The following is a 14,995-nucleotide window of genomic DNA, read 5'->3' as shown; positions in this document are numbered from 1 at the left end:
GGCAGCTTCGTTGACACCCTCTCGTCATCCCTACTTAACATGCATGCATAACCGCTACCCGCTCTGGGTGGCGCGCACCCTCTCACGCAGAAATACAGGTCAACGGGTGATGCTCACAGCCCCAAGCCGCCGTCACTGGTGGCGCGACGCGGTGATCTACCAGGTCTACGTCCGCAGCTTCCTGGACAGCACCGGTGACGGGATCGGCGACCTCGCCGGTGTCCGGGCCGGCCTGCCGTACCTCAAGAAGCTCGGCGTCGACGGCATCTGGCTGAGCCCCTTCTACCCGTCGCCGCAGCACGACCACGGATACGACGTCGCCGACTACTGCGACGTGGACCCCGTCTTCGGCGACCTCGCCGAATTCGGCCAGCTGGTCGCCGACGCCCACCGACTGGGCATCAAGGTGCTGCTGGACATCGTCCCCAACCACTGCTCCAGCGAACACGCCTGGTTCCGGGAGGCACTGGCGGCCGGCCCCGGCAGCGAGGCCCGGGCCCGCTTCCACTTCGCCGACGGCCGCGGCCCGGACGGCGCCGCGCCGCCCAACAACTGGCACGCCATGTTCGGCGGCCCGGCCTGGAGCCGGGTCACCGAGCCGGACGGCACCCCCGGGCAGTGGTACCTGCACATGTTCACCCCCGAGCAGCCGGACCTGAACTGGCGCAACCCCGAGGTCGGCGCCCACTTCGACCACGCCCTGCGCTTCTGGCTGGACCGGGGCGTCGACGGCTTCCGCATCGACGTGGCGGCCGGGCTGTTCAAACACCCCGACCTGCCGGACTCCCCCGACCCGGAGGCCGACGCCCGCACCCGCGACTCGGTCAACCCGCTCGCCTGGAACCAGCCCGAGGTGCACGACGTGTGGCGCCACTGGCGGTCGGTGTGCGAGGAGTACACGGCCCGGGACGGGCGCGAGCGGCTGCTGGTCGGCGAGGTGTCGGTACCGACCGCCCGCGAGCATGCCCTGTACGTCCGCCCCGACGAGCTGCACCAGGCGTTCTTCTTCGACCTGCTGGGCGCGCCCTGGGACTCCGACACCTTCCGCAAGGTGATCGACGAGGCGATGCGTGACATCGCGGGCACCGGATCCACCGTCACCTGGGTGCTCAACAACCACGACCAGGTGCGCACGGTGACCCGGTACGGCGAGTCCGGCACCGAGGGCAGCGGGCTCGGCGCCGCCCGGGCGCGCGCGGCCGCCCTGCTGATGCTGGCCCTGCCCGGCGCCGCGTACATCTACCAGGGCGAGGAACTGGGCCTGCCGGAGGTCGTCGACCTGCCGGACGAGGTGCTCACCGACCCGATATTCCGGCGCACCGGCAGCCGGGCCCGGATCCGCGACGGCTGCCGCGTGCCGCTGCCGTGGTCGGGGCACGCCTCCCCGTTCGGCTTCAGCACCGGGGCGGAAGGCGCCAAGCCGTGGCTGCCGCAGCCCGGCTGGTTCGCCGAGCACGCGACCGACCGGGCGCTGGCCGACACCCGCTCGTTCTGGCACCTGTACCGCGAGGGCCTGCAGCTGCGGCACGGACTGCCGCAGCTGGGCGAGGGCACCTTGCGCTGGCTGGAGACGCCGCCCGGCGTGCTGGCCTTCTCGCGCGGCGACGGGCTCGTCTGCGCCGTCAATTTCGGCACCGCTCCGGTGCCCGCCCCGGTCTCCGGCGCCCCGCTGCTGGCCAGCGGACCGTGCCCGACCGGCGCACTGCCCGGATCCACCGCCGCCTGGTGGATCAGTGACGACACCACCCTGGAGGGACTGCGATGACCATGCGACGGATGACGATGGCCTGCTGCTCCGCACTCACCCTGGCGCTCGGCGCCACCGCGTGCGGCGGTGGTCCGGTGAGCGCCGGCGGCGGAAGCAAGGAGCTGTCCGGCCAGACCCTCACCGTGGCCGGTGTGTGGTCGGGCGCCGAGCAGAAGAACTTCCAGAAGGTGCTGGACGCCTTCACCGAGAAGACCGGCGCCACGACCCAGTTCGTGTCCACCGGCGACAATGTCTCCACGGTCGTCGGCAGCAAGATCGAGGGCGGCAACGCCCCCGACGTCGTGATGGTCCCGCAGGTGGGCGTGCTCCAGCAGTTCGCCCGCCAGAAGTGGCTCAAGCCGCTGTCCGAGACCACGAGGAAGTCCGTCGACGCCAACTACGCGCCGGTGTGGAAGAACTACGGCTCCGTCGACGGCACCCTGTACGGCCTGTACTTCAAGGCCGCCCACAAGTCGACCGTCTGGTACAGCCCGGAGGCGTTCGACCAGGCCGGCGTGAAGCCGCCGAAGACGTACGAGGACATGCTCAAGAGCGGACAGACGGTGTCCGACTCCGGTCTGCCGGCCTTCGCGGTCGCCGGTGAGGACGGCTGGACGCTCACCGACTGGTTCGAGAACATCTACCTCTCCCAGGCCGGCCCCGAGAAGTACGACCGGCTCGCCCGGCACGAGCTGGCGTGGACGGACCCGACCGTGGTGAAGGCGCTGACCACCCTCGGCGCGCTCTTCTCCGACAAGAAGCTCATCGCGGGCGGCCGGCAGGGCGCGCTGGGCACCGACTTCCCCGGCTCCGTCGAGAAGGTCTTCGGCCCGAAGCCCGAAGCCGCGATGGTGTACGAAGGCGACTTCGTCGCCGGTATCGCCAAGGACCAGTTCGGCAAGAAGATCGGCGAGGACGCCGCCTTCTTCCCCTTCCCCGCGGTCGCGGGCGGCGAGGCGCCGGTGGTCAGCGGCGGCGACGCGGCCGTCGTGCTGAAGGACGGCAGGAACCAGAAGGCCGCGACGGCGTTCCTGGAGTACCTCGCGACGCCGGAGGCCGCCGCCGTGTGGGCCGAGGCGGGCGGCTTCCTGTCGCCGAACAAGAAGCTCGACCTCTCCTCCTACGGCGGCGACACGCTGCGCGAGACGGCCAAGTCGCTGATCGACGCGGGTGATTCGGTGCGCTTCGACATGTCGGACCAGGCTCCGGCGGCGTTCGGCGGCACCAAGGGCGTGGGCGAGTGGAAGATCCTCCAGGACTTCCTGCGCGACCCGTCGAACCCGGCCGCCACGGCCGCGGCGCTGGAGGGCGCGGCGGCCAAGGCGTACAAGAGCTGAGGCGCCGGTCATGACCACAGTCACCGCTCCCCCGCCACCCCGGGCCGACACCGCGCGAGGCGGCCGCCGCGACAACGGCCCGCGAGACCGGGCCCGGCGGCGCCGGCGGATCATCGCCGTGGCGTTCGTCCTGCCGGCACTGCTGCTGCTCGGCGCGCTGGTCGTCTACCCAGTGCTGTTCTCCGTGGGCCGCAGCTTCTTCGACGCGGCCGGCACACGGTTCCTCGGCGGGGACAACTACGCGGAGATCTTCCGCGACCCGGCCACCCTGACCGCCGTCCGCAACAGCGCCATCTGGGTGGTCGTCGCGCCGACGCTGCTCACCGGGCTGGGACTGATCCTCGCGGTACTGGTGGAGAAGGTCCGCTGGGCGACCGCGTTCAAGCTGCTGCTGTTCATGCCGATGGCCGTGTCCTTCCTGGCGGCGGGCATCATCTTCCGCCTCGCGTACGAGGAGGACCCGGACAAGGGCGTGCTGAACGCGGCCGCGGTCGGTGTGCACGACGTGTTCCGGGATTCCTCGTCGTACCCGACGGCCCGGGCCCGCGACGGCCAGGGACTCGACAAGCGGGCGGACGGCTCGTACGGCACGGCCGACGCGGTCTCTCCGGGACAGAGCGTCGCTCTCGGCCTCGTCGGAGTGGCGCCCAGGGAACTGCCCGCCGACGCGAAGCCGGCCCTCGCCGGCGAGGCCGGCCCGAAGGACCTGGCCGGCGCCGTGTTCCTGGACTTCACGCCCGGTGGCGGGGGGCGGCCTGGCGCGATCGACGCCGGGGAGCGGGGGCTGCCCGGCATGACGGTGGAGGCGGTGCGCGGCGGGAAGACGGTCGCCGCCACCACCACGGCGGCCGACGGGTCGTTCCGCTTCACCGGCCTCGGGGCCGGCGCGTACACGGTCCGGCTGCCGGCGGAGAACTTCGCGCCGCCCTACGAGGGTGTGTCCTGGCTCGGCCCCGCCCTGGTCACGCCGGCGATCATCGGTGCGTACCTGTGGATCTGGACGGGTTTCGCGATGGTGCTCATCGGCGCCGGTCTGTCGTCCCTGCCGCGCGACGCGCTGGAGGCGGCGCGGATGGACGGGGCGAACGAGTGGCAGGTCTTCCGCCGGATCACCGTGCCGCTCCTCGGCCCGGTGCTGACGGTCGTCTTCGTGACGCTGGTGATCAATGTGATGAAGGTCTTCGACCTGATCTACATCATCGCGCCGGGGCCCGTGCAGGAGGACGCCACCGTGCTGGCCACCCAGATGTGGCTGGTGTCCTTCGGTGGCGGCAACGACCAGGGGCTCGGCAGCGCGCTCGGTGTGCTGCTCCTGCTGCTGGTGATCCCCGCGATGGTGTTCAACGTCCGCCGCTTCCACAGGAGTCAGTCATGAGTGCGACCACAGCGATGCCGGGCGGCCGGCTGCGCCGCTGGCTGGGCCACGGCCTGGTCCAGGCGTTCCTGGCGGTGGTCGGCCTGATCTGGGTGACCCCGGTCGCCGGACTGCTGCTGTCCTCGCTGCGCTCGGCGAGCGACAACGCGGCGAGCGGCTGGTGGACGGCGCTGACCGCTCCCGGCCAGCTGTCCCTGGACAACTACGCCGCCCTGCTGGGCAACGCGGGCATCACCCGGGCCTTCTGGAACACGGTGCTGATCTCGGTGCCGACGACCGTCCTGGTCGTCGTCGTCGCGGCGCTCGCCGGATACGCCTTCGCCTGGCTGGAGTTCCCCGGCCGGGACTGGATCTTCCTGGGCGTGGTGGCGCTGCTCGTGGTGCCGGTGCAGGTGGGTCTGCTACCGGTGGCGAAGCTGTTCGGGCAACTGGGGCTGTTCGGCACGATCCCGGGCGTGGTGCTCTTCCACGTCGCCTACGGATTGCCGTTCGCGGTGTTCCTGCTGCGCAACTACTTCGCCGACATCCCCCGCGAGATGCTGGAGGCGGCGCGGATGGACGGGGGCGGCGAGTGGCGGATCTTCACGCGGCTGGTGCTGCCGGTGGGCCGCCCGGCGATCGCCAGCCTGGCGATCTTCCAGTTCCTCTGGGTGTGGAACGACATGCTCGTGGCGCTGCTCTTCGCCGACAGCTCCTCGCAGCCGCTGACGGTGGAGCTGCAGTCGCAGGTCCGGCAGTTCGGCAGCAACATCGACGTGCTGGCGCCGGGGGCCTTTCTCTCGCTGATCGTCCCGGTGGTGGTCTTCTTCGCCTTCCAGCGTCACTTCGTGCAGGGGGTGATGGCGGGTTCGGTGAAGTGACCGCCTGGACGGGGGCGGCGTCTGCCGCCCCGGTCCAGGACGGGGGCCCTCGCTCGCAGGGGTGAGGCCAGGGGTGCCTCTCCGGCGAACACGTCGAGGCGGACACGGTTCGAGCCGTGGTCCGCCTCGACGTCGTGTGCGGGCCGATGGATTCGGCGCCGCGTCTCCTCCATGACGTCTTCGCTCCGGGGCCCGCCCCGCGGGAGGCACCGGGCGAGGGAGAGGGCGGCGCCGGCCGCCGTCAACGACCACATCGTGGGCGTCCCGCGTCCACCTTGTGGGCGGCGGAGTGGCGGATCTCGCCACTCCACCCATGGAACCGCAGGTCAGGAGGGTGTTCACGGGCCGTCAGGTGGCGCAATACAGCGGCAACACCACCGGGCGGGTTCTCCTTGTACGTTCCCTGTCATGTCAGCCGAACCCGCCCCCGCAGCCCGCCCGGTCGCCGCAGCGCGCCGTCGGCGGCCGCGTGCGGACCGGGCCCGGCAGCTCGCCGACCTGCTGCGGCACCAGATCCTGACCGGCGGCTTCACCGACGGGGTCCTGCCCCACGAGGACGTCATCGCCGCCGACCACCGGGCCAGCCGCAACACCGTCCGACAGGCCCTGGACCTGCTGCGCGGCGAGCGACTCGTCGACCGGCAGCCAGGCGTCGGCACCGTGGTCGTCTGCGAGAAGTACGCGCACGGGCTCGACCGCCTCCAGGGCCTGGCCGAGACCCTGCACGAGCACGGCCGGGTCACCAACGAGGTCCGTACCGTCGGGCCGGTCACCGCCCCCGGCCCGGTGGCGCATCGGCTGGGCCTGCCCGAGCACACCGACGTGCTGTGTATCGAGCGGCTCCGCCGGCTGAACGGACTGCCGCTCTCCCTGGACCTGTCCTACCTGCCCATGGACGTGGGCGGTGAACTGCTCCGCTGCGACCTGGAGAACACGGACGTGTTCCGGCTCCTGGAGTCGCTGACCGGCGGCCCGCTCGGCCATGCCGAGATCACCCTGGAGGCCGTCAACGCCGACGCGCACTCCGCCGCCGTTCTGCAGGCCCCGCGCGGAGCCGCCGTGCTGATGCTGGAACGACTGACCTGTCTGCCCGACGGGCGCCCGGTGGATCTGGAGTTCATCCGGTTCCGCGGCGACCGCATCACCATGAGCGGCGTGCTGCACCGCTCCGTCTGATCCCGAGCCCCCTTCCGTCCCCGCCGTTCCCTGCCCTCCCGGGCCCCTTGGAGACCACCATGCCTCTCGTTCCGCAGCGCGCCGACGTGCCCGTGACCATCGACGAATCCAAGTGCATCGACGGCTGCACCCTCTGCGTCGACATGTGTCCGCTCGATTCGCTCGCGATCCGCGAGGACAACGGCAAGGCGTACATGCACGTGGACGAGTGCTGGTACTGCGGCCCGTGCGCCGCCCGCTGCCCCACCGGCGCGGTCACCGTCAACATGCCCTACCTGCTCCGGTGAAAGGCAGAACTCCCATGCTCCGCAAGAGAATTCCTCTCCAACCGCTTCTCCCGGTCGCCCTGCTGCTCCCCCTGGCCACCGCCTGCGGCGGCTCGGCCGGCGCCGACGGCGCCACCGACGCGAAGACGGTCACCGTGACCGTCGGCTACCAGTCCAAGACCATCAACACCGTCACCGCCGGCACCCTGCTGCGCTCCCTCGGCTACTTCGAGGAGGAGCTCGCGGCCCGCGGAAGGAAGGACGGCGTCACCTACAAGGTCGCCTGGCAGGACTACGCGACCGGCGCCCCGATCACCGCCCAGATGACCGCCGGGAAGATCGACATCGGTTCGATGGGAGACTTCCCGCTGCTGATCAACGCGGCCCGGGGCAAGCAGCTGGGGCAGCCGACCCGGCTCGTCGCGGCCACCGGCTACAACCTGCGCGGCGGTCTGAACACCGTGGTCACCGCGCCCGGTTCGCCGCTGCGTTCCCTGGCAGACCTGCGCGGCAGGAAGGTGTCCACCAGCATCGGGTCGGCGGCCGACGGCACCCTCGTCCGGGCTCTACAGCGGGCCGGCATCGACCCGGACAAGGGCATCCAGAAGCTCAACCAGCAGCCCAGCGTGGGCGCTTCGGCCCTCGCCGCCGGCAATGTCGACGCGCTCTCCCAGTTCGTCGCGTGGCCCGGCAAGCTGGCCTTCGAGGGCAAGGCCACCGCCCTGTACGACGGGGCCGAACTGAACCTGCCGACCTTCCACGGTGTCACGGTCCGGCAGAAGTTCGCCGAGGAACGGGCCGGGATCCTCGACGACTTCCTCAGGGCCCAGCGGCGTGCCACCGATCACCTGCGGGCCCGCCCCGTGGCGGCCGCCGAGTCGGTGGCGAAGGTGACCGGGCTGCCGGCCGAGGTGGTCTACCTGTACAACGGCGCCCACGGCATCGCCACCTTCGACCCCGAGCTCCGCCCGGAGCTGATCGCCGCGCTCAAGAAGGACGTGCCGGTCCTGAACGCCGCGGGTCTCGTCGGCGACGTCGATGTGGACGCCTTCGTCGACCCCGCGCCGCTGGCGCGAGCCGTGCGATCCCCCTCGTACCCGGAGGCGAGCGCCGCCAAGCCCGAACTGTGGCTGAAGGGAGCGACCACCACCCGCTCCTTCGACAGCCCCGAGGAGCTGCTCAAGGCCGCGGCGGGCGCCGACGTACGGGCCGCGTACGTGCCGGACGCGGTGACCGGCACCCTGTGGTTCGCCGACAAGGCGGTGTGGGTCGCGGACGGCACCGAGCTGCGCGCCTTCGTCACCCCGGCCGGTGCGCGGAGGTACGTCGACGGTCACGCCGGGGCCCGGATCATCCGCTACGCGGACGCCGTGAGGCTGGCGTCATGAGCGTGGGCCGCCGCCTGCTGCGCGTGGGCTCGCTGGCCGCCGCCCTCGGGGTGTGGCAGCTGCTGACCTCTCTGGACGTCAACCTGTGGCTGCGGTTCGAGCAGTTCCCCACGGTGGGCGAGGTGGCCTCCGCCTTCGCGGACCGGGTGGGCACCGCCTCGTACCGGCAGGACCTGGGCCACAGCCTGCGCCGGATCGTGGTGGGCTTCCTGCTGGCCGCGGCGGCGGGGGTGTCGGTCGGAACGGCCGTCGCCCGTTCCCGCTGGGCCGCCGACCTGCTGGGCCCGCTGGTGGAGGTGGTGCGACCGGTGCCGGCCATCGCGCTCGTTCCGGTCGCCATCCTGCTGCTGCCGACCAATGAGCAGGGCATCGTCTTCATCACCTTCACCGCCGCCTTCTTCCCCGTGGTGGTGTCGACCCGGCACGCGGTCCGGGCGCTCACCCCGGTCTGGGAGGAGGCCGTGCTCACCATGGGCGGCGGCCGGCTGCGGGTGTTGTTCTCGGTGGTGCTGCCGGGAGCCCTGCCGGGCATCTTCGGCGGCCTGTCGGTGGGCATCGGCGTCTCGTGGATCTGTGTGATCTCGGCGGAGATGATCTCCGGCGAGTACGGAGTGGGCTACCGCACCTGGCAGGACTACACGATCGTCGACTACCCCGGGGTCTTCGTCGGCATGGCCACCATCGGCGCTCTCGGCTGGCTGACCTCGACCGCGGTGGAACTCCTGGGCCGCCGCGCCACCTCCTGGCTCCCCCGCCCGGCCGCCCGCGGAGCCGCCGGCGCGCCGCGTCCGGCGTTCCGCAGGACCGGGCGCGCCGGTGCGAACGCCACCGGACCCGTCACCGGATCCGCCACCGGACCCACCACCGCCCTCCACACCGCTGTCCCCCGGAAGGAACCGGTCCCATGAGCATCACGACCCTTCCCGCCGCCCTCTCGACCGCAGGCGCCGAACTCGCCCTGAAGGACGCCCGGTTCGGGCACGCGGACGGCGCCGCACTCCCCGGCACGGTGACGCTGCGGATCGCGCCGGGGGAACTGCTCGCCGTGGTCGGGCCCTCCGGCTGCGGCAAGTCCACCCTGCTGCGCACGCTCGCCGGGCTGCTGCCCCCGCTGGGCGGGCGGGTCACCCAGGACGGAGAGCCGATCGCACGGCCGACCGCCGACCGGGCGCTCGTCTTCCAGCACGACGCCCTGCTGCCCTGGCGGTCCGTCCGCGCCAACGTCGAACTCCCGCTGGCGATCCGGCGGGTACCCCGGGCCGGGCGGCGGCGGTCCGCCGACGAGTGGCTGGACCGGGTCGGTCTGGCCGGGCACGCCCACAGACTCCCCCACCAGCTGTCCGGCGGGCAGCGGCAGCGCGTCCAGCTGGCCCGCGCCCTGGCCGGCCGGCCCCGCGCCGTCCTGATGGACGAACCCTTCGGCGCGCTCGACGCGCACACGCGGGCCGAGATGCAGGACCTGCTCGTCGACATCCTGCGGGACACCGGCGCCACCGTCGTCTTCGTCACCCACGACGTGGACGAGGCCCTGCATCTCGGCGACCGGGTCCTGCTGCTCGGCTCCGGGCAGGTGCTCGACGTACCGCATCCGCGTGAGCGCGGCTCCCGGCACGCGCCCGGCACCGCCGAACTGCACCGCCGCATCCTCGAATCCCTCTGAAAGCCACCTCGAAAGGCACCTCCGTGGACACCCTGGTGGACACCCCGACGGCCATCCCCGCCCTCGCCGACGCGACCGAACTGTCCTGTGACGTCCTGGTCATCGGCGGCGGCACCGCCGGCACCATGGCCGCGCTGACCGCCGCCGGACGCGGCGCACAGGTGCTGCTTCTGGAGAAGGCGCACGTCCGGCACTCCGGCGCCCTCGCCATGGGCATGGACGGGGTCAACAACGCGATCATCCCGGGCCGGGCCGAACCCGACGACTACGTCGCCGAGATCACCCGTGCCAACGACGGCGTCGTCGACCAGTCCACCGTCCGGCAGACCGCGACCCGCGGCTTCGCGATGGTCCAGCGGCTGGAGTCGTACGGGGTGAAGTTCGAGAAGGACGAGCACGGCGAGTACGCGGTGCGGCAGGTGCACCGGTCCGGTTCGTACGTGCTGCCGATGCCGGAGGGCAAGGACGTCAAGAAGGTCCTCTACCGGCAGCTGCGGCGGCGCGAGATGAGGGAGCGGATCCGCATCGAGAACCGGGTCATGCCGGTCAGGGTGCTGACCCACCCGGACGACGGCCGGGCCATCGGCGCGGCCGGCTTCGACACCCGCACCGGCGCGTTCGTCACCGTGCGGGCGGGCGCGGTGATCCTGGCCACCGGGGCGTGCGGCCGGCTCGGTCTGCCCGCCTCCGGCTATCTCTACGGGACGTACGAGAACCCGACGAACGCGGGCGACGGGTACGCGATGGCCTACCACGCGGGGGCCGCGCTGACCGGGATCGAGTGCTTCCAGATCAACCCGCTGATCAAGGACTACAACGGGCCGGCGTGCGCGTACGTCGCGAATCCCTTCGGCGGGTACCAGGTCAACCGGCACGGCGAGCGGTTCGTGGAGTCCGACTACTGGTCGGGGCAGATGATGGCCGAGTTCGCGGCCGAACTCGCCTCCGACCGGGGTCCGGTGTACCTCAAGCTCAGTCATCTGCCGGACGAGACCATCGCCTCGGTCGAATCGATTCTGCACACGACGGAGCGGCCCACCCGCAGCACGTTCCACCAGAACCGCGGCCACGACTACCGCACGCATGACATCGAGATGCACATCTCGGAGATCGGACTCTGCGGCGGGCACTCGGCGTCCGGGGTCCGGGTGGACGCGCACGCCCGCACCACCGTGCCCCGGCTGTACGCGGCCGGCGACCTGGCCTGCGTACCCCACAACTACATGATCGGCGCGTTCGTCTACGGCGATCTGGCCGGTGAGGACGCCTCGCGGTACCGGGCGTACGAGGGCGTGCTGCCCTCCGACCAGCTGGCCGCCGCCCACGACCTCGTCTACCGGCCGTTGCGCCACCCCGACGGGCCGCCGCAGCCGCAGGTGGAGTACAAGCTGCGGCGGTTCGTCAACGACTACGTGGCACCGCCGAAGACGGGCGCGAAGCTGTCGCTGGCGGTGGAGGCGTTCACCCGGATGTCACAGGAGATCGCCGGGATGGGCGCGCGCACGCCGCACGAGCTGATGCGGTGCGCGGAGGTGACCTTCATCCGGGACTGCGCGGAGATGGCCGCCCGGGCCTCGCTGGCCCGGACCGAGTCCCGGTGGGGCCTGTACCACGAGCGGCTGGACCACCCGGGGCGGGACGACACCGGCTGGCTGCACCACCTCGACCTGCGCAAGTCCGCTTCCGGAGCGATGGAGTTCACCGCGCGGCCGGTCGAACCGTATGTGGTCCCGGTGCCGGAGTTCACGCCGGAGCAGGGGCCGGAGAGGTGGCTCGGCGAGGTGGCGCTGGTGCCGGTGGCCACGGCCGGCCCGCGGGAGGCCGCCCCGGCGGCCCGCCCCGCCACGCCCCCGACGGGGCCGGACGACGCGGCACCGGCCACGGACGAGGCGTTCGACGTCACCGCGCCCAGCCCCGCCCTCCTCCGTCTCCTCTCCCTGGCCGAGGAGTCCCCCGACCTGGAGGCCCTCCGCCCCTACCTCGTGGACGCCGACCCGGCGGTGCGGGTGGCCGCCGTGGCCGCCCTCGGCGAGACGGTGCCGGCCGGCGCGGGTCCCGCGCTCGCCGAGCGCCTGCGGGACACCGCTCCGCAGGTCCGGGCCGCCGCCGCGGCAGCGCTGCGCGAACTGGTCGAGGTGCTGCCCGCGGATTCGCGGTTGGGCGCGGCGCTCCAGGAAGCTCTGGACGTCGCCGACCCGGCCGTCCGCACCGCCGCGCTCGACGTGCTGCGGGCCCTGCGGCTGGGCGACGCCGGGGTGTACGCCGCCGCGCTGGCCGACGGCGACGTCGAGGTCCGCATCACCGCCGTCCGGGCCCTGGTCTCGGTGGACGCGGTACCGCAACTGGCGGGGGCCGCAACCGATCCGGCCCGCGAGGTACGGGTCGCGGTGGCCCGCGGCCTGGCGGCCGTGCGCTCCCCGGCGTCCGCGCCGCTCGAGCCGCTGCTGGACGACGCCGACTCGCTCGTCCGCGCCGCCGCCCTCGCCGCGCTGGCCGCCACCGGCTGCCCGGTCCCGTACGCGGCGCGGGCCGTGGCCGCCCTGGCGGATCCCGCCTGGCAGGTCCGGGCCGGCGCGGCGACCGGCCTCCGCTCGGCCTCGACCGCGCAGGCCGTCCCCGCTCTGGCCAAAACCCTGGACGACCTCAACGCCGATGTGCGGAAGGCCGCCGTCCTCTCCCTCCTCGCCCACCGCGCCGACGCCGAAGCCCGCGCCGCCCTCGCGACGGCCATCACCGATCCCGACGCCGACATCCGCGCCTACGCGTCGCGCGCGGTGTCGTGAGCGGGGTCAGGTGTGGATCGTCAGGACGGAAGGGGATCGGGTTCGCAGGTCCGCAGTGCCGTCACCTGGTTGAGCTGCGGCCCGTATCCGGCGAAGGTCGCCGCCGCTCCGGGTTCGATGACGCGGCAGGGGGCGGTCTGGCCGTCCGCGTACGCCACCGTGACGGCGACGGTGCTGTCACAGCTGTTGACGACCGTGGTGTAGCGCCAGCTCGAGTAGAGCTGCACGCACTCGGGGGGCTCCGAACCGGTGACCGCCGCGGCGGGCGGAACGGCGGTCAGAGCGGCCAGGAGACCGACGGCGGCCGTGGCCGCGAGGGCGACGGGCCGTGACATGCGGGGCATGGAGAACGAGTTCGTCATGCCCCGCATCCTGGCGACCCGGTAAGAACTTGCGCAAACACTTGAATGTATTTTCAGTCACTGATCAGCAAAGAGTAGGAACACCCAGGTCACCGTACATTTTCCGAGCTGAAAGTTCCTGCAAGCCCTTGCTGACTACGTCCGCACCGGCGCCTGGGCCGTCGCGTGCGCCTTCCACTCGTGGACGAGGAGCCCGAGCAGCACCTCGTCCAGGAATTCACCCAGCACCCAGGCCGAGGAGCGCAGCACGCCCTCACGGACGAAGCCGTTGCGCTCTGCGGAGCGCAGCATCCCGGTATTGTCCGAAAGCGTCTCGATCTGCAGCCGTTGCAGGCCGCGCACGATGAACCCGTAGTGGCACAGCACCGCGACCACGTCGGTTCCGTAGCCCTTGCCGCGGGCGGACGGCAGCAGTCCGAGGCCGATGTGCGCGGACCGGTGATGGTTGTCGATGCCCCACAGCGTCGCGGTGCCGACCAGGGTGCCGCCCTCCAACTCCACCACGGAGAACGGGACGGAGCCCTGGTTCGTGTCGTCCACCACGAGCCGCGGATCCTTCGAGCCCGGCGCGATGGGCCGCCACGGCGCGGCTTCGGCCCGCGAGCCGTTGACCACATCGTCGTAGAGCTCGGTCCGCAGGATCGGAATGTCGTCCTCGTGCCGGGCCCTGAGCCCGACCGTGCTGCCTCTCAACATGTGAGCTTCCTATCCGACCGGCTCGGTCGGCGGCAAACGGATAAGGCAGAAGCTCACGCGGCCCGGTACCTGGGCTGATGAAGTTCGGCCTTGCCGAAGAGGAGGGCGTAGCCGGAGGGGAGTTGGCCGATGATGCGGTCGATGAGTTCCGGTCCGGCGAGCTGGGACACGGCGGCGAGGACCGCGCCGACGTTCCAGCGGGCGGTGGCGGGAGTGCCGCCGGTGCGCTGGGCGAGGTCCTTGACGAACTCCCAGCCGGTCAGCGGTGTGGTCGCGGGGATCTGGGCGGTGAGGACCAGGGCGGCCTCGACGGGGAGGCGAGCGGCGAGGTCGACCCGCTCGTCACCGACGAGCTGCCGTCCCAGAGCGGCGAGTACGGAGTGGACGACTTCCTCGGCGCGCTCACGCGTCGGATAGGCGCCTTCGTAGCGCACACGCTCGATCATGCCGGAGTAGGACGCAGCGCCGGTGACGGTTCCGGTTCCGGTTCCGGAGACGGGGGCTGCCATGGTCTCGGTCTGAAGAGTCATGCTGGGAGAGATCGCCGTTCTCTTCGGCGCCCGGTTCGTGGAATCCGTGGACCGGGCGGAGCGGACACATTTCCAGAGGCGCCGGCCGACCGGGGGTCGTAGCCGGGCGCGGGGTGAAGGTGTGCAGGGCCGCGGTCAGCAGGTCCTCGTCCGCCGCGCCGGTGACGACGCCGAGGACCGCGCGGCCGGGGCGGGGAGGGGAGGACGGAGGAGGGGGAGGACTTCCGCCCCCCGCTCCCGGCGTTCGTGACGGTTCAGCCGCTGATCTGCTTGCGGTCGTCGCCCCGGTTGATGGTGATCTTGCGGGGCTTGGCGCGCTCGGCGATCGGAATACGCAGAGTGAGCACGCCCGCCTCGTAGTCGGCGGCGATGGCCTCGGTGTCGAGGGTGTCGGCCAGCATCAGCTGCCGGGAGAAGACTCCGAGGGGCCTCTCGGACAGCTCCATCTGGACGTCGTCGGCCTTCGCGACCGGTCGGCGCTCGGCCTTGACCGTCAGCATGTTCCGCTCCACGTCGATGTCGATCGCTTCCGGCGCGACACCGGGCAGATCGAGGGCGATGACGTAGACGTCGCCCTCGCGGTAGGCGTCCATCGGCATCGCCGACGGCCGCGACCAGGTCCCCGTGGAGCCCAGCATCTGCTGGGTGAGGCGGTCGAGCTCGCGGAACGGGTCGGTGCGCATCAACATCGCGAAACACCTCCAATGGGATCAGGCAGTGACTGCCAATGCGCTTCACCTGACACCTTTGTAACATGTCATCCGAACGACGACAAGTCTCATGTCAACGGATCGATGACGACGCGGGGGCGGGAC

14 protein-coding genes are annotated in these 14,995 nt (G+C 71.8%); 10 read left to right on the top strand and 4 right to left on the bottom strand.

Annotation, left to right across the window (positions count from 1 at the left end; all coding sequences use genetic code 11):
• Window positions 1–109 precede the first annotated feature (109 nt).
• The 10 genes from ACZ4VW_RS16790 to ACZ4VW_RS16745 all read left to right on the top strand — a co-directional run bounded on the left by ACZ4VW_RS16790 (window position 110) and on the right by ACZ4VW_RS16745 (window position 12,592).
• Entirely contained in the window at window positions 110–1,765 is a 1,656-nt protein-coding gene (locus ACZ4VW_RS16790) for a glycoside hydrolase family 13 protein (protein WP_467962904.1), read from the top strand.
• A complete protein-coding gene (locus ACZ4VW_RS16785; RefSeq protein WP_467962902.1) occupies window positions 1,762–3,084 on the top strand; it encodes an ABC transporter substrate-binding protein in 1,323 nt (440 codons plus the stop codon). The genes ACZ4VW_RS16790 and ACZ4VW_RS16785 overlap by 4 nt, the downstream gene beginning before the upstream one ends.
• Before the next feature lie 10 nt (window positions 3,085–3,094).
• A complete protein-coding gene (locus ACZ4VW_RS16780; RefSeq protein WP_467962900.1) occupies window positions 3,095–4,459 on the top strand; it encodes a carbohydrate ABC transporter permease in 1,365 nt (454 codons plus the stop codon).
• The gene (locus tag ACZ4VW_RS16775) at window positions 4,456–5,319 is read left to right on the top strand and encodes a carbohydrate ABC transporter permease (RefSeq protein WP_467962898.1); all 864 of its coding nucleotides are present in this window, start codon (window positions 4,456–4,458) and stop codon (window positions 5,317–5,319) included. Before ACZ4VW_RS16780 ends, ACZ4VW_RS16775 begins: the two co-directional genes overlap by 4 nt.
• A gap of 408 nt (window positions 5,320–5,727) precedes the next feature.
• Window positions 5,728–6,495 (top strand): GntR family transcriptional regulator, encoded by a 768-nt coding sequence (locus ACZ4VW_RS16770; protein ID WP_467962896.1) that lies wholly within the window; start codon window positions 5,728–5,730, stop codon window positions 6,493–6,495.
• Between the two features lie 59 nt (window positions 6,496–6,554).
• The gene (locus ACZ4VW_RS16765; protein ID WP_125741086.1) at window positions 6,555–6,782 is read left to right on the top strand and encodes a 4Fe-4S dicluster domain-containing protein; all 228 of its coding nucleotides are present in this window, start codon (window positions 6,555–6,557) and stop codon (window positions 6,780–6,782) included.
• 14 nt (window positions 6,783–6,796) lie between these two features.
• Window positions 6,797–8,149 (top strand): ABC transporter substrate-binding protein, encoded by a 1,353-nt coding sequence (locus tag ACZ4VW_RS16760; protein ID WP_467962894.1) that lies wholly within the window; start codon window positions 6,797–6,799, stop codon window positions 8,147–8,149.
• Entirely contained in the window at window positions 8,146–9,057 is a 912-nt protein-coding gene (locus ACZ4VW_RS16755) for an ABC transporter permease (protein WP_467962892.1), read from the top strand. The genes ACZ4VW_RS16760 and ACZ4VW_RS16755 overlap by 4 nt, the downstream gene beginning before the upstream one ends.
• Window positions 9,054–9,809: an ABC transporter ATP-binding protein gene (locus ACZ4VW_RS16750; protein ID WP_467962890.1), complete on the top strand. Its 756-nt coding sequence runs from the start codon at window positions 9,054–9,056 to the stop codon at window positions 9,807–9,809. Before ACZ4VW_RS16755 ends, ACZ4VW_RS16750 begins: the two co-directional genes overlap by 4 nt.
• Window positions 9,810–9,832: 23 nt before the next feature.
• Complete coding sequence (locus tag ACZ4VW_RS16745) at window positions 9,833–12,592, top strand: fumarate reductase/succinate dehydrogenase flavoprotein subunit (protein WP_467962888.1); 2,760 nt, start codon at window positions 9,833–9,835, stop codon at window positions 12,590–12,592.
• A 20-nt stretch (window positions 12,593–12,612) separates the two neighbouring features.
• On the opposite strand, the gene ACZ4VW_RS16740 is transcribed toward ACZ4VW_RS16745, so the two are convergent.
• From ACZ4VW_RS16740 to ACZ4VW_RS16725, 4 genes are all read right to left on the bottom strand, one after another.
• Window positions 12,613–12,954 carry an alpha-amylase gene (locus ACZ4VW_RS16740; RefSeq protein WP_467962886.1) on the bottom strand — a complete coding sequence of 114 codons (342 nt, stop codon included), beginning with the start codon at window positions 12,952–12,954 and terminating at the stop codon, window positions 12,613–12,615.
• Window positions 12,955–13,089: 135 nt separating this feature from the next.
• Entirely contained in the window at window positions 13,090–13,650 is a 561-nt protein-coding gene (locus ACZ4VW_RS16735) for a GNAT family N-acetyltransferase (protein WP_467962885.1), read from the bottom strand.
• A gap of 53 nt (window positions 13,651–13,703) precedes the next feature.
• Window positions 13,704–14,096, bottom strand: coding sequence for a DUF2267 domain-containing protein (locus ACZ4VW_RS16730; protein ID WP_467963187.1), 393 nt, complete (start codon window positions 14,094–14,096; stop codon window positions 13,704–13,706).
• 338 nt (window positions 14,097–14,434) lie between these two features.
• Window positions 14,435–14,869: an Hsp20/alpha crystallin family protein gene (locus ACZ4VW_RS16725; protein ID WP_467962883.1), complete on the bottom strand. Its 435-nt coding sequence runs from the start codon at window positions 14,867–14,869 to the stop codon at window positions 14,435–14,437.
• Window positions 14,870–14,995 lie beyond the last annotated feature (126 nt).

The organism is Streptomyces sp. NPDC029139 (genome assembly GCF_055564335.1).
This window is presented reverse-complemented; position numbering and strand designations above follow the sequence as displayed.

Excerpts from the sequence above, each read along its gene's own strand:
- ACZ4VW_RS16790 (WP_467962904.1), top strand. The coding sequence starts at position 110 with ATGCTCACAGCCCCAAGCCGCCGTCACTGGTGGCGCGACGCGGTGATC.
- ACZ4VW_RS16785 (WP_467962902.1), top strand. The coding sequence starts at position 1,762 with ATGACCATGCGACGGATGACGATGGCCTGCTGCTCCGCACTCACCCTG.
- ACZ4VW_RS16780 (WP_467962900.1), top strand. The coding sequence starts at position 3,095 with ATGACCACAGTCACCGCTCCCCCGCCACCCCGGGCCGACACCGCGCGA.
- ACZ4VW_RS16775 (WP_467962898.1), top strand. The coding sequence starts at position 4,456 with ATGAGTGCGACCACAGCGATGCCGGGCGGCCGGCTGCGCCGCTGGCTG.
- ACZ4VW_RS16770 (WP_467962896.1), top strand. The coding sequence starts at position 5,728 with ATGTCAGCCGAACCCGCCCCCGCAGCCCGCCCGGTCGCCGCAGCGCGC.
- ACZ4VW_RS16765 (WP_125741086.1), top strand. The coding sequence starts at position 6,555 with ATGCCTCTCGTTCCGCAGCGCGCCGACGTGCCCGTGACCATCGACGAA.
- ACZ4VW_RS16760 (WP_467962894.1), top strand. The coding sequence starts at position 6,797 with ATGCTCCGCAAGAGAATTCCTCTCCAACCGCTTCTCCCGGTCGCCCTG.
- ACZ4VW_RS16755 (WP_467962892.1), top strand. The coding sequence starts at position 8,146 with ATGAGCGTGGGCCGCCGCCTGCTGCGCGTGGGCTCGCTGGCCGCCGCC.
- ACZ4VW_RS16750 (WP_467962890.1), top strand. The coding sequence starts at position 9,054 with ATGAGCATCACGACCCTTCCCGCCGCCCTCTCGACCGCAGGCGCCGAA.
- ACZ4VW_RS16740 (WP_467962886.1), bottom strand. The coding sequence starts at position 12,954 with ATGACGAACTCGTTCTCCATGCCCCGCATGTCACGGCCCGTCGCCCTC.
- ACZ4VW_RS16735 (WP_467962885.1), bottom strand. The coding sequence starts at position 13,650 with ATGTTGAGAGGCAGCACGGTCGGGCTCAGGGCCCGGCACGAGGACGAC.
- ACZ4VW_RS16730 (WP_467963187.1), bottom strand. The coding sequence starts at position 14,096 with ATGATCGAGCGTGTGCGCTACGAAGGCGCCTATCCGACGCGTGAGCGC.
- ACZ4VW_RS16725 (WP_467962883.1), bottom strand. The coding sequence starts at position 14,869 with ATGTTGATGCGCACCGACCCGTTCCGCGAGCTCGACCGCCTCACCCAG.